Origin of the sequence: Nitratireductor sp. (assembly GCF_017794765.1) — a bacterium.
Taxonomy (GTDB): Bacteria; Pseudomonadota; Alphaproteobacteria; order Rhizobiales; family Rhizobiaceae; genus Nitratireductor.
Window position 1 is genome coordinate 3,184,192 of record NZ_CP051236.1, and the last position, 25,686, is coordinate 3,209,877.

The following is a 25,686-nucleotide window of genomic DNA, read 5'->3' on the forward strand; positions in this document are numbered from 1 at the left end:
ACACCGTCGCCCACATCCGATGTTTTGGATGAGCTCAGCTCAACAAGCGGATTCGCGGTCGTGCAAGAAGAGCAATCGCCGATGTTGGCCACCGCACTGTTCGAAACCGAGCCTGCCGCACTGTCCGACACCGTCGCCGTATAGGACACGCTGTAAGTCCCCGCCGGCGTTCCAGAAGGAAGCGTGAACGAAAGCTCAGGCGCGCCGCCTGTGTTCGGAGTGAACGTGCCCGGCGCCGTCACACTGCCAAACTCCAGCCCCGCCCCCAACGTATCGGTCAGGACGAGGTCCTGTGTTGACACTCCGGCTACGACAACAGTCGTCAGCGTATAGGTCAGAGTATCTCCGACCTGAACACCTACGCCGTTGCCGACATCGACAACCTTCGAAGTGGTGGTTCTTACAAGAGGATTCGTTGTGGTGCATGAGCTGCATTCGCCAAAATCGGCACTAGCAGCATTCGAGACCGAGTCCGAAGCGCTCTCAGACACTGTCGCCGTGTAGGATACGCTGTGCGAACCGGCCGGCGTGCCGGCAGGAAGTTTGAATGTCAGGGTCGGTGCACCGCCCGTATCGGGGTCAAACACCCCCGGTGCCGTGACGCTGCCAAACTCGAGCCCCGCTCCCAGCACGTCGGTAAGGACAAGCTCTCGCGTCGTCGTTCCTCCCGTCACCTCGGTGGTCAGCGTGTAGGTGATCGTGTCACCCGCCTGAACGCCAACCCCGTCCCCCACATCCGAAGCCTTCGACGTGCTGAGCTCAACAAGCGGGTTCGTGGTTGTGCAGGGAGAGCACTCACCCACATCGGCCACAACACTGTTCGAAACCGAGCCCGCCGCACTGTCCGACACCGTCGCAGTATAGGTCACACTGTAGGTGCCTGCTGCTCTGCCGGCAGGAAGCGTGAACGAGAGGGTCGGCGCGCTGCCTGTGTCCGGAACGAAGGCCCCCGGCGCCGTCACGCTATCAAAGTCGAGCCCTGCTCCCAGCGTATCGCTCAGAACGAGATCCTGTGTCGTATCGCCACCCGTCACCTCGGTTGTCAGCGTGTAGGTGATCGTATCCCCCGCCTGAACACCAACACCGTCGCCCACATCCGATGTTTTGGATGAGCTCAATTCAACAAGCGGGTTCGTGGTTGCGCAGGGGGAGCACTCACCCACATCGGCGACGGCACTGTTCGAAACCGATCCTGCCGCACTGTCAGAAACCGTCGCCGTGTAGGACACGCTGTAGGTTCCCGCTGCGGTACCGGAAGGAAGCGTGAACGACAGGTTCGGCGCGCTGCCTGTGTTCGGAGCGAAGGCCCCCGGCGCGATCACGCTGTCGAAGTCGAGCCCAGCCCCCAGCGTGTCCGACAGAACCAGATCCTGCGAGGTCGTCCCTCCCGTCACGTCGGTCGTCAGCGTGTAGGTGATCGTGTCACCTGCCTGAACACCAACACCGTCGCCCACATCTGACATCTTGGAGGTGCTCAGCAAGACCTTCTGATTGATTACCGCGCAGTCGATCTCGCTGTCGACCGCAACAGCTTCGGAGGAGAGCGTGAAGGAGTTTTCATCGAACGAAACCGTTCCCCCCGCCCCCATCCCCTGACAGATAACATCATCCAGAACCCAGTTGGGCGGCAGGGTCTCTGAAATGACTGTTTCGACACCGACCTCTGACAGGATCTGCTTGTTCCCCGGCTCAGCGACCCCTTCAGAGATGGTGGTGATGGTCTGGCTTTCCCAACCATTGTTCCCTGTGAACGTGAAGGTGCCCACATCGTCAAAAGTGGTCTTGCGAACCGTCAGTCTTGGCAGTTTGACGAACTCAACGGTGCCCTGCGCCTGATCGTTGGACTGGTCATAATCATCGTTCGACGGGTCGGCGTCTCCATCGGGCACAGCGCGATCGAGCGTGGCAACAAGTGGAAAGCTTCCGGAAACGGCATCCGGATTTGCGACCAGAGGGATGGTGAACGCTATGGTGCCGCCAGTGCCCCCGGGGGTTGGCGCGGGAGAAAGCGGCGAGCTCACCGCACAGGAGACCGTTTGTCCCGAAACCGTGCACCCGGGCACCGGACTGGCCGTCCACCCGGTCGGCACGGAAACAGTGATGGCGAAACCGTCCGACGCTTCTGCGGTACCGGGACCAAGGTTGGTGGCACTCACGCTCATGTCCATCGTGTCACCGGGCGCGTTGTAAACGCCTGCCGGTGCGGAGATGGAAATCGATAGATCCGGACGACCGGAAACCAAAAGGGAACAGGTGCTGTCTTCTCGGTTGATGTGTTCAATCTTGCTCACACAACCGCCTGTTTCCGCAAATGAGTTAGCGGGAATACCCGTTGGCCTCTGCGAGGCCGTGGCTCCGTAACCGGATCCTGGTAACACAAAAACCTCGTTGCTGGAGGCGTAGTCTGTGGGGTCGTTGCTGGACGGAACGAGATATGGCTCGACATGTTCACCCGAAAGTCCGCTTCCATTGTCGAGAAGAACGTCGTCTTTCGTCAGGTTGACCAGCCAACCGGAACCGCCAATGGTCTGGTCCCAGGCAAAATCGGAAAAACTCAAAGCCGCCGAATGGCGGGCCTGCTCCAAATGTCCGCAATAGACATTGATACCATCATACCCGCGCCCTCCGGCCTGCCTATGAACCCCCGAAGCTGCACGATAGGCTTCGTTGTCGCAGAACCAACCCCGGAAAATATGGCGCCCGTTGCCTTCATTCACACCAACAGTTTGCTCCGATGCCGTAGTGACCGTACTGACAGAAACCCAATCCGACGCACCCAGTTGAAGAGGACGGCACGCCATTCGCAAACTGGAAGCCCATGGGTATCTATTCGGAGGTACGATCCGATCGTAACCTCCTAACTGATGAACAATCTGCCCGGATGCACAGTATCCATGTCGCTCGGTTGTTCGATTTGGATATGCATAACCGGAAACCTCCGGAGTCCCGTCAACAGAAGTGTTGATCGTCTCGACAGACCCGTTGGGAAGAACTGATATGGAGGCGCAATAAAGTCCGACTTGAGCTGTCATGCCTCGCACATTCAATCCCGTGGAGACGTCAGCGTGATAGAGCCCTCGGAGTACTGTACCGGCCGGACACTGGTAACCCTCAACCGATCCTTTATTCGAGCCGATCGTGCCTACGTAGTCGCCATCCCCTCGGAAACCGATGCCAATTTGTGAAAAGGCAAAGTTCGAGAAAAGACAAAACACAAATAAAAATACGGATCGCAGTAATAGTCTATCCACCGGAAACACCAGTCGTTGGGAGTCCTTGGATTAATAAAATTTTAACCAGTTATGATGAAAAAACCGGGGCGATCGACCGGAATAGACCCGCATCGCCAACAGTGTGGTCGATGGTGGGCCCGGAGGGACTCGAACCCCCAACCAAGCGGTTATGAGCCGCCGGCTCTAACCAATTGAGCTACAGGCCCGGTGGGCGATGGATTAATTGCTTTTTTCCCGTCGCACAAGTCATCTTGCCGCAATCGATACACAATCCATCGCTAGGTGGCTTTTCGGGACATCGCAAAAGGAGTTTTCCATGACCAGAACCGTTTTCCCCGCCGTGCTCGCTGCTCCCATGCTTGCCGTTTCTCTTTTCAGCGCTGTTCCAGCTTCTGCAGATGAAAGGGACAGCCGAATCATCGTGACGGGCGAGGGAGAAGCCGCTGTCAGCCCCGATATGGCGATCCTTACCATCGCCGTCGTACGCGAAGCCGAGACGGCGCGCGACGCTCTTGATGCGAACAGTCAGGCAATGACCGCCGTGATCGATGCGATGAAGGAAGATGGCATTGAGGCGCGTGATCTGCAGACCGGCGGTCTGTCCATCAACCCGCGCTATGTATATCCGAACGAAAAGAATGACGAGAAGACGCCGCGGATCGTGGGCTACGAAGTTGGCAATACGCTGACCGTACGCATCCGTGATCTCGAGAAGGTCGGCGCAGTTCTTGACCGTTCGGTCACTCTGGGCGTGAACCAGGGCGGTGGTCTGAGCTTTACCAACGACGATCCATCCCAGGCCATCACCGAGGCTCGAAAACGAGCCGTCAGGGACGCGCTCGACAAAGCGAACACACTGGCTGAGGCTGCCGGGGTGAAATTGGGCGATATCGTCGAGATCTCAGAGCAGATGCATCAGCGCCCTCCAATGCCCTATGCCGGCAAGGCTGTTCGAATGCAGGCCTCCGCCGAGGCTGTGCCAGTGGAAGCGGGCGAGAACACCTATCAGGTGCAGGTCAATGTGACCTTTGAACTCGACCGGTAAACCGGGCGCTCAAATATTAGAATCGAAAGCCGCCAGCGCAAACCGGCGGCTTTCTCGTATTATCGTCGATCAATCCACACTCAACGGATCACCGGGGGATCACCGGGGGATCACCGGGGGATCACCGGGGGATCACCGGACACCGTGGTGCACGGGCGAAGACAACATGCTGCCGTCCCCAATGCGTGCGGCCTGCCACGCGAATGATGTTGCGATTGGCCCTGACCACCCGGGCACGCCGGATACCCATGCGTTCTGCCTTGCGCACTGCCTGCCTTGGCGTGCAGGTGCGATAATGGCCGCGAGGACGTTCGGCCCGGTGGCTGCGGGCACTGTTGCCGTAAAGGTAACCGCCCGAGGGGCCACCAATGCCAAAGCCGAAATAAAGGCTGTCCGCCTGAGCTGTCGCAGGTGCGGCAACCAGCGTGCCCAACCCAATCATTGCTGAAAGTGTGGCGATCTTCAGTTTGTGAAACATTGTGTTCTCCTTGGTGCTCGGGACCCTCGCGCGCCCTTCATGGAGATCACATTGTCAAACCACGCCTGAACCGTTCAGGAACAGGCTGTTCATATGGCATTCAGCCAACGACCGACAAAGCCGCGTTCCACTGTACCGGGTTGCGCTGCTCGCTGATCCTTGTGATTTCGCCGCCATCGATCTCGAAAAACATTCCGCCGGGGAGCGCATAAGTCTGCCCCGCCGCCTCCGGCAGGCCTTCTGCGGTTGCCCGATAGGTGCCGCGAACCGTGAACTCGGCGGCCGCACGAACACCGCCAGGGGCGTTCATCACGGTGGTGTCTGCAAGCCGCTCATCGAAATGCCGTGCCTTCAGTCCGAGACGCCAACGCAGTTTCTCGCGCCCGATCTCCCGCTCGCCGTCAAATGGATCATGCGCCACATCCTCGCTTACCAATGCCAGAGCTGCCTCGTGGTCGTTGGCGTTCAAGGCATCCAGAAAAGATTGCACCAGGCTGCGCGCCTCTTCCTCGGACATCGTCATCACTCCTCATTCATAAAGCACCCCGGAAGGAAACATCGAATGATGTCTATGGTTCCTCGTCCAGGATGAACGCAAAATAGTCTTCCGGCTCCGCCAATTGATCTTCGTTGGTCTTCACACGGCCACGAATGGACACGCCGGCCTCGTGCACGGTGTTGGGATCGCCCGAAACCAGCGGATGCCACCAGGGGAGATCCCTCCCCTCCGCCACGAGGCGATAACCGCATGTGCTGGGAAGCCAGGGAATGCTGCCCACATTGTTCGGTGTCAGCCGCACGCAATCGGGAACGCGTTTCAGCCGGTTCCCATAGTCGCTGCACCGGCACGTCTCGCCATTGAACAGGCGGCACCCCACACTCGTCCAGTATATCTCAGCGGTCTCTTCATCCTCGAGCTTGGCGAGGCAGCATTTGCCACAGCCGTCGCAAAGAGCTTCCCATTCCTGGTCGTTGAGCTCTGCGAGCGTCTTGGTCTTCCAGAATTCTTTGGTTGTCATGCTCGAGCTTTGAACCGCCAGGCATCGCGCGTCAAGCATCGTGTCCGCCCCGTTTCAGACACGTTCTCATCACGTCGCGGTCATGCTTTCACACGCTCCGGTTTCAATCCCGCAAAAATGGGAACCGAACGCCATTGAAGCGGTTAAAGCGGCGATGGGACGCCTGCATACAGGAGAGATTTTATGACGACGCGAAAGCGGATCATGACGACAACCGCCCTCGGTCTGCTCATTGCGGCCGGACCTCTGGCGACACAGCACAGCATTGCAACCGAGCGCTCCTCCGGCGTGGTGCTGGCACAGGCCGAAAAGCCCAAGGGCATGACCGAAGAAGCCTGGCGCGCCCTTTTGAAGAAGCGCGGCAACAAAAAGCAGAAGGAAGAAGCCCCGGTGGAGGGCGAGGATGCACCCGCGTCGGAAGCCGGGACCGAGTCCGAACCCGCGGCACCCCCGCCGGCAGCTGAAACGGAAACCGATCAACCCGCTGCAACGGAAGAACCTCCCACCGAGAAAGCCTCTGGAGCCGACCGCGATGCTGCGGCTGAGGAGGCGCCTTCCGATAACGAGGTGTCCGAGGAACAGCCCCCCGCCCCCGTTGAACCCGAAGCCGCTGAAGAAGCGCCGCCTGCGGAGAACATGCCCGCTGAGGAGAAGCCTGCCGTTGAAACCCAAAAGGCCTCTCCGGACGCGGAGGAAGATGCTGAGCCAAAACCCGAGCCCGAGGCGGCCTCAGAAGCAGCGCCTACCGATACGGATGCGCCGGCAGAGCCTGCGCCTGCCCCTCGTGCGGATGAGGTTGAAGATGCACCTGTAGAAGAGGTGGTTCCGGCTGAGAGCCAGCCCTCTGGTGAGGCAAAGGAAGCCACTCCCGCAATCCCGGAAGAGCCTGCGAATGAAACGGACCAGGCTCAGCCAGAGAGCGACACCCAGCCTGAACCGCAGGCTACCGAGCCCCTGCCTGAAAACGCCGCTCCTGTTCTGGACAGTGAAAAGGAGCCGGAGGCCGAAGGTGAAGCACAGACCCGCACTCCGGCCAAAACGCCAGATGCGGACAGTGCCCCCGATACGGATAGCGCCGAAGCTCCCACAGAATCGCAGCAGGCACCCATGCCTGAAAGCGACGCCGAGGCACAGACAGACGCTATCAACCCTGAAACGCTTCGCAGCGAAATACGCAACATTCTTGAAGAGAGGGGCGAACGCATTGAAATGGGTCAGACACGCGAGGAACGCCGCGAACGCCGGCGTGAACTGCGAGAGCGGCGTGAAACCGCAGAGGTCGTGCGCGAGTTCAACGACAACCGGACGATCATTCAGATCAACAACCAGGTTTTCGTTGAAAGTCAGGACAGCGACCGGCTTATCCGCGACGATGACGAAGTTTATTATGAAGAACTGCCACGCGGCCGTGTGCGCGAGGTCGTAACACGTCCCAACGGCGTTCGCCTGATCACGGTTCGCAACCGTTATGGCGATGTCATCCGCCGCGTGCGGGTTACGCCGGACGGACGGGAACAGGTCCTCGTCTTCGTGCCGGACGAACGGCTCGAAACCGTCGACCGGTGGCACGACCCGGCCCGCGAATTGCCTCCGCTCCGCCTGACAATCCCCGTGAGCGAGTATATTCTGGAGGCTGAGCAGGTGGAGGATCCCGAGCGCTATTACACCTTCCTGGAGCAGCCTCCGGTAGAACCGGTGCGGCGGATATACTCTCTGGAAGAGGTGAAGCGCACCGCGCGACTGCGCGATATGGTTCGCCGTATCGATCTCGATACCGTCGAATTCGCCTTTGGCTCAGCCGATATCGAAGAAAGCGAAATTGACGAGCTCGAGGCGATCGCCACCGCCATTCAACGCATGCTGGACGAGAACCCCGCCGAAACTTTCCTCATAGAGGGCCATACGGATGCAGTCGGTTCCGACCTTGCCAATCTGGCACTCTCGGATCGCCGGGCCGAATCCGTCGCCCGCGCCCTGACGGATGTGTTCGGCATTCAGCCGGAGAACCTCGTCACTCAGGGCTATGGCGAACGCTACCTCAAGATCAATACACAGGAGCGCGAACGCGAAAACCGGCGTGTGGCCCTGCGGCGTATTACCCCGCTTGTCGCACCGGTGGCCAGCGCCAGATAAGCCGTGAAGGCTTTCCGTCCGCCCCATGCTCTGGCAGCGGGCTGGCGAAAGGAGCCCGGTCGGATGTTCCCTCCTCCGGCCGGGCTTTGCTTTGTCTTTCAAATCTGCAAGATGCCTTCGAATTCAATGTCGCTCAAAGGAGTTCCATCATGAAGCGCAACGGCCTGCATGGTGTTATCGCCGCCGTCCCAACTCCTGTGACAGCGTCGGGAGATCCGGACACGGCCCGTTTTCTGCGCCATGCGCAATGGGCACTGGACAATGGCTGCGATGCGCTGAATGTGCTCGGCACGACGGGCGAAGCCAATTCGTTTGGGGCTGAACAACGCACCGCTCTCATGGAAGCAGCCGTCGGCGCCCTCGACAGCAGCAGACTGATGGTTGGCACGGGCACCCCGGACCTGAAGACGGCAGTCGCGCTGACCCGGCGCGCCCATGAACTCGGCTTTGCCGCAGCGCTGGTTTTGCCACCTTACTATTACAAGGGAGTGAGCGATGACGGTCTGTTCGCCTGGTTCGAGCGACTGATCTCCGGCACGTCCGGAAACCCCATTCCCGTCTATCTTTACAATTTCCCGCAGATGACGGGCATCACCTTCTCCCCGGCCCTTGCCCGCCGTCTGAAAGAGGCATTCCCTGATCGCATAGCCGGTGCGAAAGACAGTTCAGGCGATCTCGACTATGCTTCCGAACTGGCAAAGATCAGTGATTTTGCCGTCTTCCCGAGCAACGAAGCCTCAATTTCGAAGGCGGAATCTGAAAATTACGCCGGATGCATTTCAGCAACCGCCAGCGTGACCGCGCCGCTTGTTGCAAAACTTTGGGCCGAACCCACCAATGATGATGCCCTGGAGGCGGCGTCCAGTGCACGCACCGCAATATCGGCGCACCCACTCATTCCCGCGGTTAAATACCTGACTGCGAGACTGCATGGTGACGCAGGCTTTGCCGCTCCGCTGCCACCGCACATGCCGCTCTCAAACGAGCAGAAAGCGGCACTGGACGAGATTCCTCTGTGAACCGGCCGGCGGCATTTCCGCGATGCGATCTGCCGCCCGCCGGCCTCCTGTTCTGTGAATACCGGCTGCCCGTCAGCCAGCCTTTTCGCCGATCTCGGAGATACCGCCATTGGCTGCAGACCATTCAAGCGGCTTGTTGAGAAACTTTTCCACTTCATCGAGCGTCTTCTCGTCGAAAAGCTTGTCTGTGCGCGCCACCTGCAGCACATCCCACCAGGTGGTGAGGTAGTGAAGCCGCATACCCGCGTCTTCCAGACGCTTGGGAGTGTCCGGAAATATCCCGTAGTAAAAGACGGCGAAAGTGTCCGTCACTTCGGCGCCAGCCTTGCGCACGGCCTCGGCAAATTTGAGCTTGCTCCCGCCATCCGTGGTCAGGTCTTCCACCAGAAGCAGCCGCGCACCTTCATTCAGATTGCCTTCGATTTGGGCATCGCGTCCAAAGCCCTTGGGCTTCTTGCGCACATAGAGCATGGGCAGGCCGAGCTTGTCAGAGAGCCAGGCAGCAAAGGGAATGCCTGCCGTCTCGCCTCCGGCCACCGCGTCGAACTTTTCGAACCCGGCATCCCGCAGAACGACCGAGGCCGCAAAATCCATGATCGCGGAGCGAATACGCGGATAGGAAATCAGCTTCCGGCAGTCGATGTAGACCGGGCTCTTGAGCCCTGAAGTGAACGTATAGGGTTCATCAGCCCGGAAATGAACCGCCTTGATCTCTATCAGCATCTTGGCCACGGTCTCGGCAATCAGGGCGCGGTCGGGGAATGTGTTGGCGAACATGGCTGGCTCTCGGTTGGTGACGCGGCTTTCAGCTATCAGGATTGAACGCCGGGCGGAAGTTTTTCCGACAATATTCCGGTGGATGGCTTTGCGCCATTCATCTCATAATTTTCTCGACGCACCATGTCGGAATGCTTCAAGCTCTGACGTCTTCCAAACGAGAAAGGAACTGGAATGCTCTACGCAATTCTCTGCTACCACAATGAAGACGTCGTCATGTCCTGGTCCAGGGAAGAGGACGATGCTGTGCTCGCCAAGCGTCGGCGTGTCCAGAAGGAGCTGGTCGAGACGGACCGCATGGGCCCGGCAATCCGTCTGATGCCCACATCCGCGGCAACGACGATCCGGGCTTCGGGAAGCGATCAGCTCGTACTCGACGGCCCCTTCGCCGAAACCAAGGAACAGTTGCTCGGTTTCTACGTCGTGGATTGCGAGAATCTGGAGGAGGTCGTCGATTTCGCCAAACGCCTGAAAGAGGGCGAGAGCGTCACATTCGAAGTTCGCCCGATACAGATTTTTGAGAAAGGCACTTTGCCTGAGAGGGAAGCGGCTCCCAAATGACCGAACTCGCCTGGATCGAGAATGCGCTCACAAGCTCGCGCCCGCAGGCTATGGGCGCACTTCTACGCTATTTTCGCGATCTCGACCGAGCCGAGGAGGCTTTCCAGGAGGCGTGTCTGCGGGCGTTGAAAAACTGGCCGATCAAGGGCCCGCCCCGCGACCCGACCGCCTGGCTGATTTTCGTCGGTCGCAATGCAGCGCTGGATGGCGTAAGGCGCGACAGCCGCAGCACTGCACTACCCTCCGAAGACAGGATATCGGATCTCGACGACGTCGAGGCCGACATGGCCGAACGGCTGGACGATGCGCACTACCGCGACGATATCCTGCGGCTGATGTTCGTCTGCTGCCATCCCGATCTTCCGGCAACACAGCAAGTGGCGCTCGCATTGCGCATCGTCTCGGGGCTCAGCGTACGCGAGATCGCCAGCGCCTTTCTGGTGGGCGAAAAGGCCATGGAGCAACGCATTACCCGCGCCAAGCGTCGGGTAGCCGAGGCAAACGTTCCCTTTGCCGCACCCAACGCCGTCGAGCGCTCCGAACGGCTCGGATCGGTCGCAGCGATGATCTATCTGGTTTTTAACGAGGGTTATTCCGCAACCAGCGGCGCGGAAGTCGTGCGCTCCTCGCTGTGCGATGAGGCCATCCGGCTTGCCCGCCTGTTGCTGCGGCTTTTCCCTTCCGAACCCGAGATCATGGGGCTCCTCGCCCTCATGCTTCTCCAGCACGCCCGCAGTGCCGCCCGCACGGATGCGGATGGCAATGCCGTTCTGCTTGATGACCAGGATCGGACACTCTGGAACCGCACCGGCATTGAAGAGGGACTGGCCCTGGTGGACAAGGCTCTGCGCCACGGACGGCCCGGCCCCTATCAGGTGCAGGCGGCAATTGCGGCACTTCACGCGCGTGCCCGCACGCCGGTAGAAACCGACTGGGAAGAAATAGACCTTCTCTATCAGATGCTGGAAAGCCAGACGCCGTCACCTGTCATCACGCTCAACCGCTCGGTCGCAGTATCCAAAATTCGCGGACCCGAAGCCGCGTTACGATTGATCACCCCTCTGGCGGAACGCCTTTCGGGTTATTTTTACTACCACGGTGTACGCGGTGCATATCTGGGCGAAATTGGACGCGCCGAAGAAGCTCGCGAAGCGTTCGACCGCGCCATCGCGCTGGCGCGCACACCAGCCGAAGCCGCACATATACGTCAGCATCTGGATCGGTTGGCCATGAAAACACAAACGGATTGAACAAAAATTCGGGCGGCATGTCGGACGTACCGACCGCCATTCGTCCTGATGAGGAGTCCCGACATCGCGGGCTTGTCATTAGGAGAAAATCATGTCCGAAACCCACAATGTTGCAGACCGGGGGGAAATGCCCGAGGTTCTCGGCGGTGTCGTCCCTTATCTCATTGTCGATGGCGCATCAAAAGCGGCCGAATTCTACAAACAGGCCCTGGCGGCGAAAGAGGTTTTCCGGCAACCGGAAGACGAGAATGGCCGCACCATGCACATTCATCTCTATATTCACGGCGGTTCGCTCATGCTTTGCGACGCCTATCCGGAATATGGTCAACCCCTGCGGGATCATGCCGGATACACACTGACCCTGAACGTTGACGATGTCGACGGTTGGTGGGCACGCGCGGTGGGTGCAGGCATGAACGTGACATTGCCTCTTGAACGCATGTTCTGGGGTGATCGATATGGTCAACTCCTCGACCCGTTCGGCGTGGCCTGGGGGATCGTCGGCAAATAACCGCGTTCTGATTCTCAAAGGATCGCGCCTTTTCGCGGCGTTTGGCCTCCCCCAGGTGCTCCCCAAGCCCCAGGGCCATTACGCGCTGCGAAAGGCGGCCGGGGAGAAAAACATCCCCGGCCGTTTTGTTTCCATCGCTTTACAGGGGTGCCCCGCACGCACTAGGCTGTGTCGACAAGGGAAAGAGAGGCTTTGCCACATCCCTGTTCGCCGACGCAGAGCGCTATGCCGCGTCAACATCTTCTCACACAAAAGCGATTGAGAGACAGACATGAGCCAGGTCAAAAGCGGCGATGTCGTACGCATCCATTACACAGGCAAGCTGGCCGACGGCACGCAGTTTGATTCCTCGGCTGGACGCGAACCACTCGAGTTCAAGGTGGGCAGTGGCCAGATAATCTCCGGCCTCGACCGACAGATCCAGGGTATGAAGCAGGGTGAGAGCGGCACGCTCAACATTCCCGCGGCTGAGGCCTACGGTGCCCGTGACGAAAACCAGGTTCAGGCGGTACCACGCTCAGCGTTGCCACCCGAGCTGGACGTAAAGGTCGGCTCCAACCTCCAGGCCACCACGCAGGACGGAAACCAGATTTCCCTTACGGTGGTTGGCGTGGGTGATGACGAAATCACGGTCGACGCCAATCATCCGCTGGCCGGCCACGATCTGATTTTTGACATTGAAGTCGTCGAGATCGTCGGCGCCTGATCACGATAGTGCGGAAGCCGCCGGTGCCATCGCACCGCGGCTCCCCATTGCGGTCTCCCCTTCACGTGCAGCCTTACTGCGGAATGGCATCAGGCGAATATTGGTCTGCAAACTCGGCAGAGGGCGGGATCGGCTTGATGATGTCGATCAGAACACCATTCGGATCGGCAGTGATGAAGTGACGTTGTCCGAACGCTTCGTCACGCAGTTCCAGCAGCACTGGAAGCCCCGCGCCTTTCAGCCTCTCATATTCGGCGTCTACATCTTCGACCTCAAAATTCAGGATCAGACCTGACACCTTCCCCCTGCCGCTCTCCGGCACGGTCGCGTGGTTTCCGTTCAGTATGGCGAGATTGACGCCTGGGTCGTTGCTTGACTGAAGATGGACATACCAGTCCGCCTCAAATGCCGGCTGAAAACCAAAATGAGCGCAGTAAAACCCTGCGGTTTCGGAGACTTTTTCCGTCATGATGACCGGGTAGTAACTGGTGATTTTCATCGTCATGGTTCCTGTTGGCGCGTTGGTCGCAACTGCATGCTTTGATCCTCGCGACTCGCAAAACACTTGCAATCAACAATTGTCGCTATAAACATACAGACTGCATGTACTGATAATTAACATACAGGCTGCATGTATGCAACAGGAATCAGGTCGGCGTTCCAACCGCGAGCGCAGTGAGGAAACCCGCGACAGGCTCATCGAGGCCGCGCGCCGCCTTTTCGTGGAGAAATCCTATGCGGAAACCGGAACGCCGGAGATCGCTCGCGAAGCCGGTGTCACCCGGGGAGCGCTCTATCATCATTTCGCCGACAAACAGGCTCTGCTTGCCGCCGTGGTCGAACGCGAGGCAAGCACGGTGGCAGATGAGATCGAGCATCACACGGTCGTTTCCTCGTCAGCCACAAGCGCGCTGATCGAGGGTGGACACGCTTATCTCAAAGCGATGACTGCCCCCGGACGCACACGCCTCTTGCTCCTCGATGGTCCTGCAGTTCTCGGAAGAAGCGGAATGGACGAGATCGACAGCCGCCACGGCAACAGGACGCTAAGGGAAGGGTTGCAGGCTGCCATTGAAGCCCGACAGATCCGCGACCTGCCGCTGGATGCGCTGACCGGCTTGCTTGGCGCGGCATTCGACCGTGCAGCGCTGGCGATTGATGCCGGCGCGGACGCAGAAAGTTATCGTCGAGCCCTCGCCGGACTCATAGAGGGGCTATCCCCCGCCCCGTAGGCGCGGGCTACGGCTTTTCCGGGCTCCTCTTGCCGCCGGCCCTCATGGCAGGATTGGTGACGTCAACCTTGAGACCGGCAACCAGTTCACGGGCAGCAGAGAAGAACTCTCGGTAAAGTATCGACGCAAACAGCAGCACACTGACACCGATAGCTGCCCAGGCGGAGACAAACCAGGCGATCATACCCAATGAAAAATAGTAGGCCCGAATGCCCTGATTGAAATTGCGCGCCGCGATCGTGTTGAGCGCCGCCATAACGTAGATTTCCTCTGGGTCGCATTCATCCGCCTCGTCCGCTGCCCCGAGCATGATACAGAAATGGTTGAACTGTCGCAGCGACAGCGTGAAGGACAAAAACGCCATCACGAACATCACCAAAAACAGCACCAGATGCCGCTCGACGGCCGCTTTCGAAATGTCCAGCGCCGGCTGCATCACCGACACGGCTTCCACCACCGCGCTGATTTGACCGAACACGGCGATCAACGCCAGTATGATCAGAACCGTGGTTGATGCGAAGAAGGAGACGGCCCCCATCAGATTGCCCGAGAGGATTGCATCCATCGGCGTCTCACGGCGCACTGCGTTGCGCACCCAGCGGTGGCGCTGCGCACCCATGATAATGGACAACGAGGGCCGTCGCTTTTCCAGCCAGCTCGCAAAGACGGTGTAGAACCCCCAGCAAAAAATCGGGAAGAGCGAAGCTGCGAGCGTCAATGTTAATGCCTTTCAGCCTGTAGACCACAGACTGCAAGTTTGACCGAAGCCACGCTGTTGGTCCAGTCAGCCGTTGCGGTTTGCAAACCCGCAACAGCTAAACCGACGACGCGATCAGCCGAAGATCTGGTCACCCTGCTCATCGATTACCTGGCGACCCTTTCGGACCGCCTGCTCTGCAGCGAGATCTGCACTTGGGAAGCGATCGGCGCGCACCAGACGATGCTCCTTGCGAACCCCATCCACCTCTTTCGAGATCAGCGCGCACGTCTGAAACTGGCCGCCCTCAGAAAACGGAGTGGGCTGGATCATGAAACCTTTGTGCTCGACAGCAGCCCCTACCGGCTTTCCTTCCCCCGCGGTGGATGTGTCCGCTCCTCCTCCGAACAGGCGCTTCAGGAATGACATGTGTTTACTCCCCTCATTTCAGCGATCTCTTCACGTTTTACCCCTGTGCAGGCCAATGCGGAACACAAAGCGTACCGGGTGCTTCACGCAACATGCAACACGACCTCACGCCGATGCGGTCGAACACGGTGCTCGAACAGATAGACGCCCTGCCAGGTGCCTAGAACCAGCCGGCCATTCATCACCGGGATGCCAATGGATGTCTGGGTCAAAGCCGCCTTGATGTGCGCGGGCATGTCGTCGGGCCCTTCAAGGCGATGGACAATCCAAGCCATGGAGGGATCGTCAGAGAGCGGAACGAGTCGGCTGAAAAAAGTCTCCAGATCCCGTTTCACATCCGCATCGGCGTTTTCCTGGATGATCAGAGAGCAGGATGTATGACGCACGAACACCGTGAGGAGCCCGGCCACAAGGCCCGCTTCGTCAACGAAGCTCTCAACCCGATCGGTAAATTCATACAGCCCGGGCCCCGCAGTGGGGACGGACAGGATCGTCTGTCTCATGCTATTGGTGGAGCATCCGAACGAATGCGCTGTCAAGCAGGCAAGCCCCGGTTCATCCAGGCAAGGTGACCACGATCGGCCCCCGGTCCGTTGCCACGACCGTATGCTCGTATTGCACCACCGGGGCACAGGGTTCCGCATGCAGGGTCCAGGCATCATCGTCCCCATGCATGGCCCAAAGTCCTCCACAGGACAGAAACGGTTCAACCGTCAGAACCAGCCCCCTGTTGATCCGGCGCCTATCATTGCGTGTCGGCCAGGTGGCGATTTCCTCGGGGTATTCATGCAAGGATCGCCCAACCCCATGGCTGGCCAGGTTTCGGATCAAGGTGTAACCCCGGCGCTCGGCAAAGCGGCCGATCGCTTTTCCGATACCGGCCAGGGGTTTGTTGCTGCGCACCTGCGCGATGCCGATCTCCATGGCGCGCTTGCCATCTCGGCACAAACCCTCGAGCCGGGCATCTACCCTCCCCAGCCGAAATGTAGCGCCGGTATCGGCAAAATAGCCATTCTTGGATGCCGAAACATCGATGTTGACCAGGTCTCCCTCAGCAAGAATCCTGCCGCCCGGAATGCCGTGGGCAATCTCCTCATTCACGCTGATGCAGGTTGCCCCGGGAAAGTCATAGGTTGTCTGCGGCGCAGAAAGTGCGCCTTCACGCTCCAGCAACGCACCGCCGATCTGATCCAGTTCCCTGGTGGTCATGCCCGGCTCCATGGCTTTCGCCATGGCATGCATGGTGTTCGCGACAATGCGGCCAATTTCTCTCAAGCCGTCAAGTTCATCCTGATGTGTGATCGTCATTGCTTTGGCTTGCCCTGCCGGATGCTGATGAAATTGCCTCCGAACAAAAAAGCCGGGCACTCAGACCCGGCATTCTTGTTCTTGTCGCCGCTCACATGTGTATAAAAAACCATGTGAGAGCAAGCCACTCAAGCGCGACTAGCTATCGAGGAAGGAACGCAATTTGCGCGAACGGCTCGGATGCTTGAGCTTGCGCAGCGCCTTCGCTTCGATCTGGCGGATACGCTCACGCGTCACCGAGAACTGCTGACCGACCTCTTCCAGCGTGTGATCGGTGTTCATGCCGATACCGAAACGCATGCGCAACACGCGTTCCTCGCGCGGCGTCAGCGAGGCAAGCACACGCGTCGTCGTCTCGCGCAGATTTGCCTGAATGGCCGCATCGATGGGCAGAACCGCGCCCTTGTCCTCGATGAAATCGCCCAGATGCGAATCTTCCTCGTCGCCCACAGGCGTTTCGAGCGAGATCGGCTCCTTGGCGATCTTCAGCACCTTGCGCACCTTTTCAAGCGGCATGGCGAGCTTCTCGGCAAGTTCTTCCGGCGTCGGCTCGCGACCGATCTCGTGCAGCATCTGGCGCGATGTCCGCACGATCTTGTTGATCGTCTCGATCATGTGGACCGGAATACGGATCGTGCGGGCCTGATCGGCGATCGAACGGGTGATCGCCTGCCTGATCCACCAGGTCGCGTAGGTCGAGAACTTGTAGCCCCGGCGATACTCGAACTTGTCCACCGCCTTCATCAGGCCGATATTGCCCTCCTGGATCAGATCCAGGAACTGAAGACCACGGTTTGTGTACTTCTTCGCGATGGAGATCACGAGGCGCAGATTGGCCTCTACCATCTCTTTCTTGGCGATTGCGGCTTCGCGTTCGCCCTTCTGGACCTGGTTCACGATCTTGCGGAACTCGCCGATGGAGATGGCGGTTTCCTGTGCGAGATTCTGGATCTCCGCACGCAGATCCTCGATCGCCTTCGCCTCGTTCTTCGAGAACTCCTTCCAGCCCTTGCCGGAAAGCGTTGCAACGCGTTCGGTCCAGTTCGTGTCAAGCTCGGAGCCCTGATATTCCTTCAGGAAGGATTCGCGCTTGACGCCATAGCTCTCTGCAAGCCGCAACAGGCGTCCCTCGTTCTGCACGAGGCGCTTGTTGATGTCATAGAGCTGCTCGACCAGAGTCTCGATACGGGCATTGTTGAGCGAGAGGGACTTCACCGAGGTGATCAACTCGCTCTTCAATTGCTTGTAGCGGCGCTCCTGGCTGCTGGACAGGCTATCGGCATCGGCAAGGCTCGACTCGACCTTCTGATCCTGCAGCTTGCGCAGCTTCTTGTAGGTGTCGGCGATAAAGTCCAGCGTCTCCATGACACCGGGCTTGAGTTCGGCCTCCATCGCGGCAAGCGACAGATTGGCCTCATCCTCCTCTTCGTCGTCCTCTTCCTCCGGCTGTCCTTCACCACCCACGTCCGTGACGTCATCACCGCGGGTACGCTTTGGCTTTTCCTCAGCCGCCGGCTTGTTTTCCTCATCGGGACGCTGCACGACCGGCGCCTGCTTTGCCTCGGGGCCCGCATAAGTGGCCTCGAGATCGATGATCTCGCGCAGCAGGATCTTGCCTTCGTTCAGTTCGTCACGCCAGATGATCAGCGCCTGGAAGGTCAGCGGGCTCTCGCAGAGCCCCGCAATCATCGTTTCGCGGCCAGCCTCAATGCGCTTCGCGATTGCGATTTCGCCCTCGCGGGAGAGGAGCTCCACAGAGCCCATCTCACGCAGATACATGCGCACGGGATCGTCGGTGCGATCTGTGGGCTCTTTTTTCGTTGTCGTCGCGACAGCGGTTCCCGACTGCGTGGTCAGCTCGCCGCCTTCCTCGCTGTCACTGGAATCATTGTCTTCCGAGACCTCATCTTCTTCCACCACATTGATGCCCATATCCGAGAGCATCGCCATCGTGTCTTCGATCTGTTCGGAACTGACTTCGCCGGAAGGAAGGACGGCATTGAGCTCGTCCATCGTCACATAGCCGCGCTTCTTGGCGGCCTTGATCATCTTCTTGACTGCGTCGTCGGAAAGGTCGAGCAAGGGACCATCGGAGCCCTCACGTTCGGTTTCGACCTCTTCCTTCTCTTTTGTCGCCATGCTTTGCCTTCTCCAACCGAGCGGGGTTCCATGCCACCCCGTCGCCGCCGCTGCAACGGCTGTCCGTCGCGGCATTTCGCAACCTGATTCGTGATCTAGCGCTGGCCGCGTTAATGCCGGATTAACCCTGATACTTAGGTGGACTCCCTGTCACGTCCAATTTCGGTATCTTGTTCTTGCGTGCCACCGATCTTCTGCGGCAGCACGGCTCATTCTCGAATCGATCCTGATTCCTGCATTCCGACGCGACGTCAAGGCGAAGCATGGTGATTCGTGTCAAAAAAGCGAATCAAAGAGCGATTCAGGTGCTTTTTCGAACTTTCACCGACCAAAACCCTGCGGCGGTGCGCCTTCGTCGTCAGGACCGATTCGCACGCCCCGATAGAATACCGAAGCCTTCGATGAGCGCTTCGGTTGCCTGCAGGTTGCTCAGCTCAGCCTGGATTTCCACCAGATGCCGCGCGTCCTCTTCATTCCAGTCATTGGCGAGCGCCAGTTCGGCCGCTTTAAGCTCCTTATGTAGAGAGCCTGCGCGCCGGTGCAAGTGGAGCGTCTGCGCAAAGGCTTCCCGAGCGTCATCCAGAGCAGCGTTTTCAAGCGCTGGCCACATATAGGCGGACTTCACGCGCGTTTCCGCCTGCTGCCAGATCGGAAGAAGCCCATCCGCCTCGATCTTGCGCAGAAGGACCTCACGATCGTGCGCCGGATTATGCGCGACTGCATCGAGGATCGCCATGCGCAACCGGCCAAGTTCGGCACTGGCCAAAAGCATCTGGTCCAGCGCATCGAAATACTCGTCAATCAGGGGTGGATGGTTGACCAGCGAGACAAGAAGCGTCGCTTCACGCAGCGGCATCGTCGGTGACGAGCTGCGCACCAGCGCAGAACGGGCAAGACTCTCCGAAACAGCCAATCGCCCGGATGCACCGCCGGGACGTCCGCCGAAGCCGCGGTTCCGTCCGCCAATCCCCCCGCCGATGCCCCCTTCACGGAAACCCCTTCCACCGCCGCGTTGAGCCTGGTTTCCGCCAAAGAACGCGCGCGCGCGTTCCCGCATGTCCTGACTGTAATGGCGCTTCAGGTTCTCGTCGCCGATCCGCGCCGTCAGTGCCTGCAGGTTGCGCTCCAGTTCGGCCCTGCGCTCCGGTGTATCGAATACCTTGCCGGATGTCTCACGCATCCACAGCATGTCGGCAAGCGGCCGCGCTCCGGCAAGAACTGCCGCAAACGCATCAGGTCCCTCCTCGCGGACAAGGTCGTCGGGATCCTTGCCCTGCGGCAGGAGCGCGAAGCGCAGGCTGCGCCCCGGCTGCACCAGTGGCAGTGCAATATCTGCAGCACGCCAGGCGGCCCGCAAACCCGCCTCGTCCCCATCGAAACACAGAACCGGCTCTCCCGACATGCGCCAAAGCAGATCCAGCTGGTTCTCGGTGAGGGCGGTGCCCAATGGCGCAACGGCGTTTTCGAAACCAGCCTGGGCGAGCCCGATCACGTCCATATACCCTTCCACCGCAATCACAGGCTCCCCCTTGACAGCCGAACGGCGCGCGCGGGCAAGATTGTAAAGGACAGTTCCCTTGTGGAAGAGCTCGGTGTCGGGAGAGTTCAGATATTTCGCGGGCACGTCTTTCGACATGGCGCGCCCCCCAAAGGCGATCACGCGCCCTCTTGCATCCTCGATCGGAAACATGATCCGGTCACGGAAGCGGTCATAGGAAACCGGTATATCGGGGCCGAACACAACAAGACCACAAGCCTCGATCTGGTCCTTCGTTACCCCTTTGCCAGCCAGATATTCCTTCAGCGCGTTCCGGCTTGAAGGGGCATAGCCAATGCGAAAAGCCTGTTGAGTGGCGCTGGACAGCCCCCGTCCGCGCAAATAGGCACGCGCTTCTGCGCCCTGCTGCTCCTGTAGCATGCTTTGAAAGAAACCCGTCGCCATCTCCATGACATCAGACAGGGAGGCGCGCTCCTGCTCGCGCCGCTCGGCCTGCGGATCGCGCTGCGGCATGGGCACTCCCGCCATGTCGGCCACCCGCTCCACGGCTTCCGGAAAACTGATGCCATCGAGTTCGGACAGAAACCGGAAGTGATCACCCGAAACCCCGCAGCCGAAACAGTGGTAACGGCCTTTCCTGTCTTCGCAATGAAAACTCGGCGTGTTCTCTCCGTGAAACGGGCAACATGCCCAGTAGTCGCCGCGCGATGCATTGGTTTTCTTGCGATCAAACGTTACGCGCGTTCCCACCACCTGCGATATGGGCACGCGGTCACGGAGTTCATCGAGAAAGGAATTCGGAAAGCGCATTTTTATCCTGCCTACCGGATCATATAAGCATGATCGTCGGCTACTGCGACTCCTGAAGAAGCTTCTTCACGGTATTCACAGCCGGAAAAGATACGGCATGGAACAGTTCGCGCATACAACTTAACCGATTGTTCAAGCGCAGATGTTAAACCCCGGAGGTCGATTGGATACAGACCGGCGAACACGGCCGGGAACACAAGCATCAGGGTGGCGGTACACGTGCTTACGGTTTACAACTGCATTGTCAATGAACACGATCCCCGGCTGGTTGTACTGGCTGGCGTTCTGGGAGCAATCGCCTCATTTGCTGCGGTGACGCTTTTGCGGCATCTGCGCAAATCGACGGGCCAAACGCGCCTGTTATGGACAACCGTAGCCGCCATCTGCTTCGGCTTCGGCGTGTGGGCCACTCACTTCGTCGCCATGTTGGCGTTTTCCCCCGGCATGTCGACCGCCTATGATGTCCCACTCACCGCCCTATCGCTGATACTTGCAGTCCTCTGTAGTGGTCTGGGCATGTTCGTTGCCACGGCCCGCCCGACCCTGGACCATCATCTCGTTGGCGGTTCGATCATCGGAGGGGGTATTGCGGTGATGCACTTCACCGGCATGATCGCATTCGAGGTTGAAGGCCGGCTTGAGTGGAACATGATGCTGGTCGCCGCCTCCGTGATCGCCGGTGTCGTTCTTGGTGCCCTCGCCATTCAGATCGCTCTGGCGCGCACCTCGCAGATACGAAACCTTTCTGCAAGCCTGACACTGACCCTCGCAATCTGCACCATGCATTTCACGGCCATGGGCGCCGCCTCGATCATTCCCGATCCCGCAATCACCATATCCCAGTTCTCTGTTCCTTCCACGATCCTTGCGGCCGCCGTTTCTCTCGCAGCGGTCATGATCTTTGCGCTGACGGCCTTGGCCCTTTGGGTCGACATTCGAGACAAGCGCCGCGCCGTGGCAGAAGAGCGCCGCATGCGTGGCCTCGCCAACGCCGCCTTTGAAGGCCTTCTGGTCTGCGATGACACGGTTATCGTCACGGCCAATCAGAGCCTCGCCAGATTGTGCGGGCGGGGCATCGAGGAACTGGTGGGAATGGATTTCACGGATCTGTTCGGCACCATCCAGCTCGATGGCGCCAATGCCGAGGAACCTGTCTGGGAGACCACGCTCGAGCACGCCAATGGAACGAGCAGGCCGGTTGAGCTCCTTTCCCGAACCATTGACTACAGCGGAAAGCCGCACACCGTCATAGCGGTACGCGACCTGTTCGAACGCAAAAAGGCAGAGGCCGATATCCGTCGCCTGGCCATGAATGACACGTTGACCAATCTGCCCAACAGGCGAAGCTTCACGGCCCAGCTTGAAAATGAAATGGCAACACTTGCCGAAGGAAAGTCGATAGCGTTGCTGTGCCTTGATCTTGACCGTTTCAAAGAGGTCAACGATCTGTTCGGCCATGCCGCAGGCGACGCGATGCTGCGCAAGGTCGCGGATAACGCCGGCAGCGTATTGAGCGAGGGTCAGATGCTGGCGCGTCTTGGCGGTGATGAATTTGCGATCATCGCCCCTGGTATTTCGGATCACAAGGAGGCTGCAACACTCGCCGAGCGGATACTTGAAGCCTTCCGGGCGGAGAACGCGCGGGCAAGCAGCGACGGCCTTATGTCAACGAGCATCGGCATCGCCATTTATCCACGCGATGCGCAGGATCAGGAGATGCTCATCAACCATGCCGACACGGCGCTTTACCGCGCCAAGTCCGAAGGGCGCGACACTTACCGGTTCTATGAACACGCCATGGGTATCGAGGCCCGTTCCCGCAGGATAATGGAGCACGAGCTGCGCCATGCGGTAACCCGCAACGAATTCCACCTCGTGTATCAGCCCCAGAAGAAACTCGATACCGGTGAACTGATCGGCTACGAAGCGCTTCTGCGCTGGCAGCATCCTGAACGGGGAAATGTATCGCCCGGCATTTTTATCCCTGTTGCTGAAGAGAGCGGCGCCATTGTCCCTATCGGCGAATGGGTTCTCAAGACAGCCTGTCAGGCAGCCGTCAGCTGGAAAAGTAACCTGATGGTCGCGGTGAATGTTTCGGCGATCCAGCTTCACAGCGTGAACTTCGCGCAAACGGTCCACCGCATCCTGCTTGAGACCGGACTGTCACCGCATCGTCTCGAAATCGAGATCACCGAAACCGCGCTGGTCCGTGATATGCATCGGGCGCTTACCACGCTGCGTCAGTTAAAAACCCTTGGAATCCGCGTGGCGATGGACGACTTCGGAACAGGCTATTCGTCGCTCTCCAATTTACGCGCCTTCCCCTTCGACAAGATCAAGATCGATGGGAGTTTCATTCGGCAGGTGGATACAAACGAACAGGCCGCCACCATCGTTCGCGCAGTGCTGGGCATCGGCCGTGGTCTCGGCCTCCCGGTCCTGGCCGAAGGCGTCGAAACATCCGGCGAGTTGAGCTTCCTTGCGAAGGAACTGTGCCAGATCGGCCAGGGCTATTACCTGGGACGTCCCAGCCCGCTTGACGAGTTGCGCGAAGACGGCCTCAGCGCGAACGAAGAAAGCGCGGATGCCAACGCGGCGTAAATGCATCGGAACTGCGGCAGGTGCTACCCCAGCTTGACGCTGCGCAGCCGCAATGCATTGGCTATGACCGAGACCGAAGACAGGCTCATTGCGGCTGCGGCGATCATCGGTGACAGCAAGGTCCCGAATACGGGATAAAGGATGCCAGCCGCGACCGGAACGCCAAGCGCATTATAAGCAAACGCGAAGAAGAGGTTCTCCTTGATGTTGCGGATCGTCGCCTGCGCAAGCGCGCGGGCGCGAACGATCCCGTTCAGATCACCCTTCACCAGGGTTATCCCGGCACTTTCTACCGCCACATCAGCGCCCGTTCCCATGGCAACGCCGACATCGGCAGCAGCAAGTGCGGGCGCGTCATTCACCCCGTCACCTGCCATCGCAACGCGCGCACCTTTTGCACGCAATTCCTCAATCAGCTTCTGTTTGTCCTCCGGCAGCATGTCGGCTCGCACTTCATCGATGCCCAGCCGCTCGGCCACCGCCCGTGCAGTTCGTTCGTTGTCACCCGTCGCCATAATGATGTTCAATCCAAGCTCGTGAAGGCTACGGATGGCATTGGAGGTCGTCTCCTTGACCGGGTCGGCCACCGCGACCAGACCCGCGGCCTCGCCATCCACGGATACGAACATCGCCGTCTTGCCTTCAGCACGGAACGTATCAGCGCGTTCGGTCAGATGCTCGACTGCGACCCCGGCCCCTTCCATCATCGCCCTGTTTCCGAGCACCACTTGGCGGCCATTGACCTCGCCGACAACACCCTTACCGGTTACCGCATCGAAATTGCCGACCTTTTCGAGCTCAATGCCACGATCGTCGGCCCCGGCGACTATCGCTTCAGCCAAAGGGTGTTCGGAGCCTCTCTCAAGGCTGGCGGCGAGCATCAGAAGCTGCTTCTCCTCCCACGTTCCAACTGTGACAACATCCGTCAATCCGGGACGTCCTTCAGTCAACGTCCCCGTTTTGTCGACGATGAGCGTGTCCACGCCGGCGAAACGTTCGAGCGCCTCGGCGTCCTTGATCAGGACGCCGCTCTGCGCACCCCGTCCCGTTGCCGTCATGATCGACATCGGGGTTGCCAGTCCAAGCGCACAGGGGCAGGCGATGATGAGCACCGAAACCGAAGAGACGATAGCGAACACCATCGAAGGCTCTGGTCCGAACAGGGCCCAGACGATGAAAGCCAATATCGCCACCAAGACCACGGTTGGCACGAAATAGAAAGAAACGCGATCGGCAAGGCCCTGGATCGGCGCGCGCGAGCGTTGCGCCTTCGCCACCATGTCAACGATCTGCGAAAGTACGGTCTCAGAGCCGACGCGCTCCGCCCGCACGACCAGTGTACCGTTCTTGTTGAGGGTGCCACCGGTCACCGGATCACCTTCCGCCTTTTCCACCGGAACCGGCTCGCCCGTGATCATCGATTCATCGATCGACGACCTTCCCTCTTCGACCGTTGCATCTACCGGCACACTGTCACCGGGGCGGACCCGCAGCCGATCCCCGACACGAACCTCTTCAAGCGCTATATCGGCTTCCGAGCCGTCGTCCTTGATACGCCGTGCCGTTTTCGGAGCAAGATCGAGCAACGCGCGGATGGCTGAACCAGTTCGCTCCCGAGCCCGCAGTTCCAGCACCTGACCAAGGAAAACCAATGCAACGATGACCGCCGAAGCCTCGAAATAAACCGGCACGGCTCCCCCCTCGCCCCGAAACTGGGCTGGGAATAGACCCGGCGCGAGCGTGGCCACCACGCTGTAGGCATAGGCGGCACCGACACCGATGGAGATCAAGGTCCACATATTCGGGCTGCGATTGAGGAAGGATTCGTAACCGCGGCGAAAGAACGGAAGCGCCGCCCAGAGAACAACCGGCGTGGCCAGCGCGAACTCGAGCCAGACAGACGCCCGCTCTCCGATCCAGTGTCGAAACGGCAATCCGACCATCGGCCCCATTGCGATAAGCAAAAGCGGGACGGCCAAAAACGCGCTTACCTGAAAACGGCGCGTAAAATCCACAAGCTCGGGATTGGGACCTTCTTCCTCCGGTACCCCCACGGGTTCAAGGGCCATACCACAGATCGGGCAGGATCCAGGTTTGTCACGCACAATCTGCGGGTGCATGGGACAGGTATATCTGGCTCCCGACTCCGAGGCTTTCTCATTATCTGCGGCCTGCCTGCGCCCGCTGCAATGCGCCCCATGGACGTGATGATGTTTCTGTTCGTCAGCCATTCGAGAACT

The 25,686-nt window shown here is 59.4% G+C and carries 22 protein-coding genes and 1 tRNA gene; 9 read left to right on the top strand and 14 right to left on the bottom strand.

Annotated features, from left to right (window positions below; genetic code table 11):
- Positions 1–2,291 (bottom strand): isopeptide-forming domain-containing fimbrial protein (locus HF949_RS15045; protein WP_292896597.1); only part of this gene is annotated, 2,291 nt, incomplete at its 3' end.
- A 1,071-nt stretch (positions 2,292–3,362) separates the two neighbouring features.
- Positions 3,363–3,439 (bottom strand) — tRNA-Ile (locus HF949_RS15050).
- A gap of 110 nt (positions 3,440–3,549) precedes the next feature.
- On the opposite strand from HF949_RS15050, the gene HF949_RS15055 reads away from it, so the two are divergent.
- Positions 3,550–4,278: an SIMPL domain-containing protein gene (locus tag HF949_RS15055; protein ID WP_292896599.1), complete on the top strand. Its 729-nt coding sequence runs from the start codon at positions 3,550–3,552 to the stop codon at positions 4,276–4,278.
- A gap of 121 nt (positions 4,279–4,399) precedes the next feature.
- Here the strand turns inward: HF949_RS15055 and HF949_RS15060 are convergent, their stop codons facing one another.
- From HF949_RS15060 to HF949_RS15070, 3 genes are all read right to left on the bottom strand, one after another.
- Positions 4,400–4,756, bottom strand: a complete 357-nt coding sequence (locus HF949_RS15060) for a hypothetical protein (protein ID WP_292896601.1) — start codon at positions 4,754–4,756, stop codon at positions 4,400–4,402.
- Positions 4,757–4,856: 100 nt separating this feature from the next.
- Complete coding sequence (locus HF949_RS15065; RefSeq protein ID WP_366931272.1) at positions 4,857–5,279, bottom strand: nuclear transport factor 2 family protein; 423 nt, start codon at positions 5,277–5,279, stop codon at positions 4,857–4,859.
- A gap of 46 nt (positions 5,280–5,325) precedes the next feature.
- Positions 5,326–5,775 carry a YcgN family cysteine cluster protein gene (locus HF949_RS15070; protein WP_292896603.1) on the bottom strand — a complete coding sequence of 150 codons (450 nt, stop codon included), beginning with the start codon at positions 5,773–5,775 and terminating at the stop codon, positions 5,326–5,328.
- Positions 5,776–5,958: 183 nt separating this feature from the next.
- Between HF949_RS15070 and HF949_RS15075 the strand changes: the two genes are divergently transcribed.
- Both HF949_RS15075 and HF949_RS15080 read left to right on the top strand, forming a co-directional pair.
- Positions 5,959–7,908, top strand: a complete 1,950-nt coding sequence (locus tag HF949_RS15075; protein ID WP_292896605.1) for an OmpA family protein — start codon at positions 5,959–5,961, stop codon at positions 7,906–7,908.
- 149 nt (positions 7,909–8,057) lie between these two features.
- Complete coding sequence (locus tag HF949_RS15080) at positions 8,058–8,927, top strand: dihydrodipicolinate synthase family protein (RefSeq protein WP_292896607.1); 870 nt, start codon at positions 8,058–8,060, stop codon at positions 8,925–8,927.
- Between the two features lie 72 nt (positions 8,928–8,999).
- On the opposite strand, the gene HF949_RS15085 is transcribed toward HF949_RS15080, so the two are convergent.
- On the bottom strand, positions 9,000–9,704 hold the full coding sequence (locus HF949_RS15085) for an orotate phosphoribosyltransferase (RefSeq protein WP_292896608.1): 705 nt from the start codon (positions 9,702–9,704) through the stop codon (positions 9,000–9,002).
- A gap of 174 nt (positions 9,705–9,878) precedes the next feature.
- On the opposite strand from HF949_RS15085, the gene HF949_RS15090 reads away from it, so the two are divergent.
- From HF949_RS15090 to HF949_RS15105, 4 genes are all read left to right on the top strand, one after another.
- Entirely contained in the window at positions 9,879–10,265 is a 387-nt protein-coding gene (locus HF949_RS15090; protein ID WP_292896610.1) for a YciI family protein, read from the top strand.
- Positions 10,262–11,515, top strand: coding sequence for an RNA polymerase sigma factor (locus tag HF949_RS15095; RefSeq protein ID WP_292896612.1), 1,254 nt, complete (start codon positions 10,262–10,264; stop codon positions 11,513–11,515). Before HF949_RS15090 ends, HF949_RS15095 begins: the two co-directional genes overlap by 4 nt.
- 91 nt (positions 11,516–11,606) lie before the next feature.
- On the top strand, positions 11,607–12,026 hold the full coding sequence (locus HF949_RS15100; RefSeq protein WP_292896614.1) for a VOC family protein: 420 nt from the start codon (positions 11,607–11,609) through the stop codon (positions 12,024–12,026).
- A gap of 271 nt (positions 12,027–12,297) precedes the next feature.
- On the top strand, positions 12,298–12,732 hold the full coding sequence (locus HF949_RS15105; protein ID WP_229448785.1) for an FKBP-type peptidyl-prolyl cis-trans isomerase: 435 nt from the start codon (positions 12,298–12,300) through the stop codon (positions 12,730–12,732).
- A 73-nt stretch (positions 12,733–12,805) separates the two neighbouring features.
- Here HF949_RS15105 and HF949_RS15110 read toward each other — a convergent pair whose 3' ends face one another.
- Positions 12,806–13,231: a VOC family protein gene (locus HF949_RS15110; RefSeq protein ID WP_292896617.1), complete on the bottom strand. Its 426-nt coding sequence runs from the start codon at positions 13,229–13,231 to the stop codon at positions 12,806–12,808.
- A 136-nt stretch (positions 13,232–13,367) separates the two neighbouring features.
- Between HF949_RS15110 and HF949_RS15115 the strand changes: the two genes are divergently transcribed.
- The gene (locus tag HF949_RS15115) at positions 13,368–13,964 is read left to right on the top strand and encodes a TetR/AcrR family transcriptional regulator (RefSeq protein WP_292896619.1); all 597 of its coding nucleotides are present in this window, start codon (positions 13,368–13,370) and stop codon (positions 13,962–13,964) included.
- Positions 13,965–13,971: 7 nt separating this feature from the next.
- On the opposite strand, the gene HF949_RS15120 is transcribed toward HF949_RS15115, so the two are convergent.
- The 6 genes from HF949_RS15120 to dnaG all read right to left on the bottom strand — a co-directional run bounded on the left by HF949_RS15120 (position 13,972) and on the right by dnaG (position 20,845).
- On the bottom strand, positions 13,972–14,682 hold the full coding sequence (locus HF949_RS15120; protein WP_292896621.1) for a DUF599 domain-containing protein: 711 nt from the start codon (positions 14,680–14,682) through the stop codon (positions 13,972–13,974).
- A gap of 114 nt (positions 14,683–14,796) precedes the next feature.
- Positions 14,797–15,090, bottom strand: coding sequence for an HlyU family transcriptional regulator (locus HF949_RS15125; protein WP_292896623.1), 294 nt, complete (start codon positions 15,088–15,090; stop codon positions 14,797–14,799).
- An 83-nt stretch (positions 15,091–15,173) separates the two neighbouring features.
- A complete protein-coding gene (locus HF949_RS15130) occupies positions 15,174–15,593 on the bottom strand; it encodes a secondary thiamine-phosphate synthase enzyme YjbQ (RefSeq protein ID WP_292896625.1) in 420 nt (139 codons plus the stop codon).
- A gap of 52 nt (positions 15,594–15,645) precedes the next feature.
- The gene (map, locus tag HF949_RS15135; RefSeq protein ID WP_292896627.1) at positions 15,646–16,398 is read right to left on the bottom strand and encodes a type I methionyl aminopeptidase; all 753 of its coding nucleotides are present in this window, start codon (positions 16,396–16,398) and stop codon (positions 15,646–15,648) included.
- A gap of 138 nt (positions 16,399–16,536) precedes the next feature.
- On the bottom strand, positions 16,537–18,537 hold the full coding sequence (gene rpoD / locus HF949_RS15140; RefSeq protein WP_292896629.1) for an RNA polymerase sigma factor RpoD: 2,001 nt from the start codon (positions 18,535–18,537) through the stop codon (positions 16,537–16,539).
- A gap of 358 nt (positions 18,538–18,895) precedes the next feature.
- Positions 18,896–20,845, bottom strand: coding sequence for a DNA primase (gene dnaG, locus HF949_RS15145; RefSeq protein ID WP_292896631.1), 1,950 nt, complete (start codon positions 20,843–20,845; stop codon positions 18,896–18,898).
- A 219-nt stretch (positions 20,846–21,064) separates the two neighbouring features.
- Between dnaG and HF949_RS15150 the strand changes: the two genes are divergently transcribed.
- Positions 21,065–23,446, top strand: coding sequence for a sensor domain-containing diguanylate cyclase (locus tag HF949_RS15150; RefSeq protein ID WP_292896633.1), 2,382 nt, complete (start codon positions 21,065–21,067; stop codon positions 23,444–23,446).
- A 23-nt stretch (positions 23,447–23,469) separates the two neighbouring features.
- On the opposite strand, the gene HF949_RS15155 is transcribed toward HF949_RS15150, so the two are convergent.
- On the bottom strand, positions 23,470–25,677 hold the full coding sequence (locus tag HF949_RS15155; RefSeq protein ID WP_292896635.1) for a copper-transporting P-type ATPase: 2,208 nt from the start codon (positions 25,675–25,677) through the stop codon (positions 23,470–23,472).
- Positions 25,678–25,686: the final 9 nt, after the last annotated feature.

Bases quoted from the DNA above. Each gene is read 5' to 3' on its own strand.
- dnaG (WP_292896631.1), bottom strand. From the start codon at position 20,845: ATGCGCTTTCCGAATTCCTTTCTCGATGAACTCCGTGACCGCGTGCCC.
- HF949_RS15115 (WP_292896619.1), top strand. From the start codon at position 13,368: ATGCAACAGGAATCAGGTCGGCGTTCCAACCGCGAGCGCAGTGAGGAA.
- HF949_RS15060 (WP_292896601.1), bottom strand. From the start codon at position 4,756: ATGTTTCACAAACTGAAGATCGCCACACTTTCAGCAATGATTGGGTTG.
- HF949_RS15095 (WP_292896612.1), top strand. From the start codon at position 10,262: ATGACCGAACTCGCCTGGATCGAGAATGCGCTCACAAGCTCGCGCCCG.
- HF949_RS15155 (WP_292896635.1), bottom strand. From the start codon at position 25,677: ATGGCTGACGAACAGAAACATCATCACGTCCATGGGGCGCATTGCAGC.
- HF949_RS15105 (WP_229448785.1), top strand. From the start codon at position 12,298: ATGAGCCAGGTCAAAAGCGGCGATGTCGTACGCATCCATTACACAGGC.
- HF949_RS15110 (WP_292896617.1), bottom strand. From the start codon at position 13,231: ATGAAAATCACCAGTTACTACCCGGTCATCATGACGGAAAAAGTCTCC.
- HF949_RS15090 (WP_292896610.1), top strand. From the start codon at position 9,879: ATGCTCTACGCAATTCTCTGCTACCACAATGAAGACGTCGTCATGTCC.
- HF949_RS15125 (WP_292896623.1), bottom strand. From the start codon at position 15,090: ATGTCATTCCTGAAGCGCCTGTTCGGAGGAGGAGCGGACACATCCACC.
- HF949_RS15075 (WP_292896605.1), top strand. From the start codon at position 5,959: ATGACGACGCGAAAGCGGATCATGACGACAACCGCCCTCGGTCTGCTC.
- map (WP_292896627.1), bottom strand. From the start codon at position 16,398: ATGACGATCACACATCAGGATGAACTTGACGGCTTGAGAGAAATTGGC.
- HF949_RS15055 (WP_292896599.1), top strand. From the start codon at position 3,550: ATGACCAGAACCGTTTTCCCCGCCGTGCTCGCTGCTCCCATGCTTGCC.
- HF949_RS15065 (WP_366931272.1), bottom strand. From the start codon at position 5,279: ATGACGATGTCCGAGGAAGAGGCGCGCAGCCTGGTGCAATCTTTTCTG.
- HF949_RS15100 (WP_292896614.1), top strand. From the start codon at position 11,607: ATGTCCGAAACCCACAATGTTGCAGACCGGGGGGAAATGCCCGAGGTT.
- HF949_RS15085 (WP_292896608.1), bottom strand. From the start codon at position 9,704: ATGTTCGCCAACACATTCCCCGACCGCGCCCTGATTGCCGAGACCGTG.
- HF949_RS15070 (WP_292896603.1), bottom strand. From the start codon at position 5,775: ATGACAACCAAAGAATTCTGGAAGACCAAGACGCTCGCAGAGCTCAAC.
- HF949_RS15130 (WP_292896625.1), bottom strand. From the start codon at position 15,593: ATGAGACAGACGATCCTGTCCGTCCCCACTGCGGGGCCCGGGCTGTAT.
- HF949_RS15080 (WP_292896607.1), top strand. From the start codon at position 8,058: ATGAAGCGCAACGGCCTGCATGGTGTTATCGCCGCCGTCCCAACTCCT.
- rpoD (WP_292896629.1), bottom strand. From the start codon at position 18,537: ATGGCGACAAAAGAGAAGGAAGAGGTCGAAACCGAACGTGAGGGCTCC.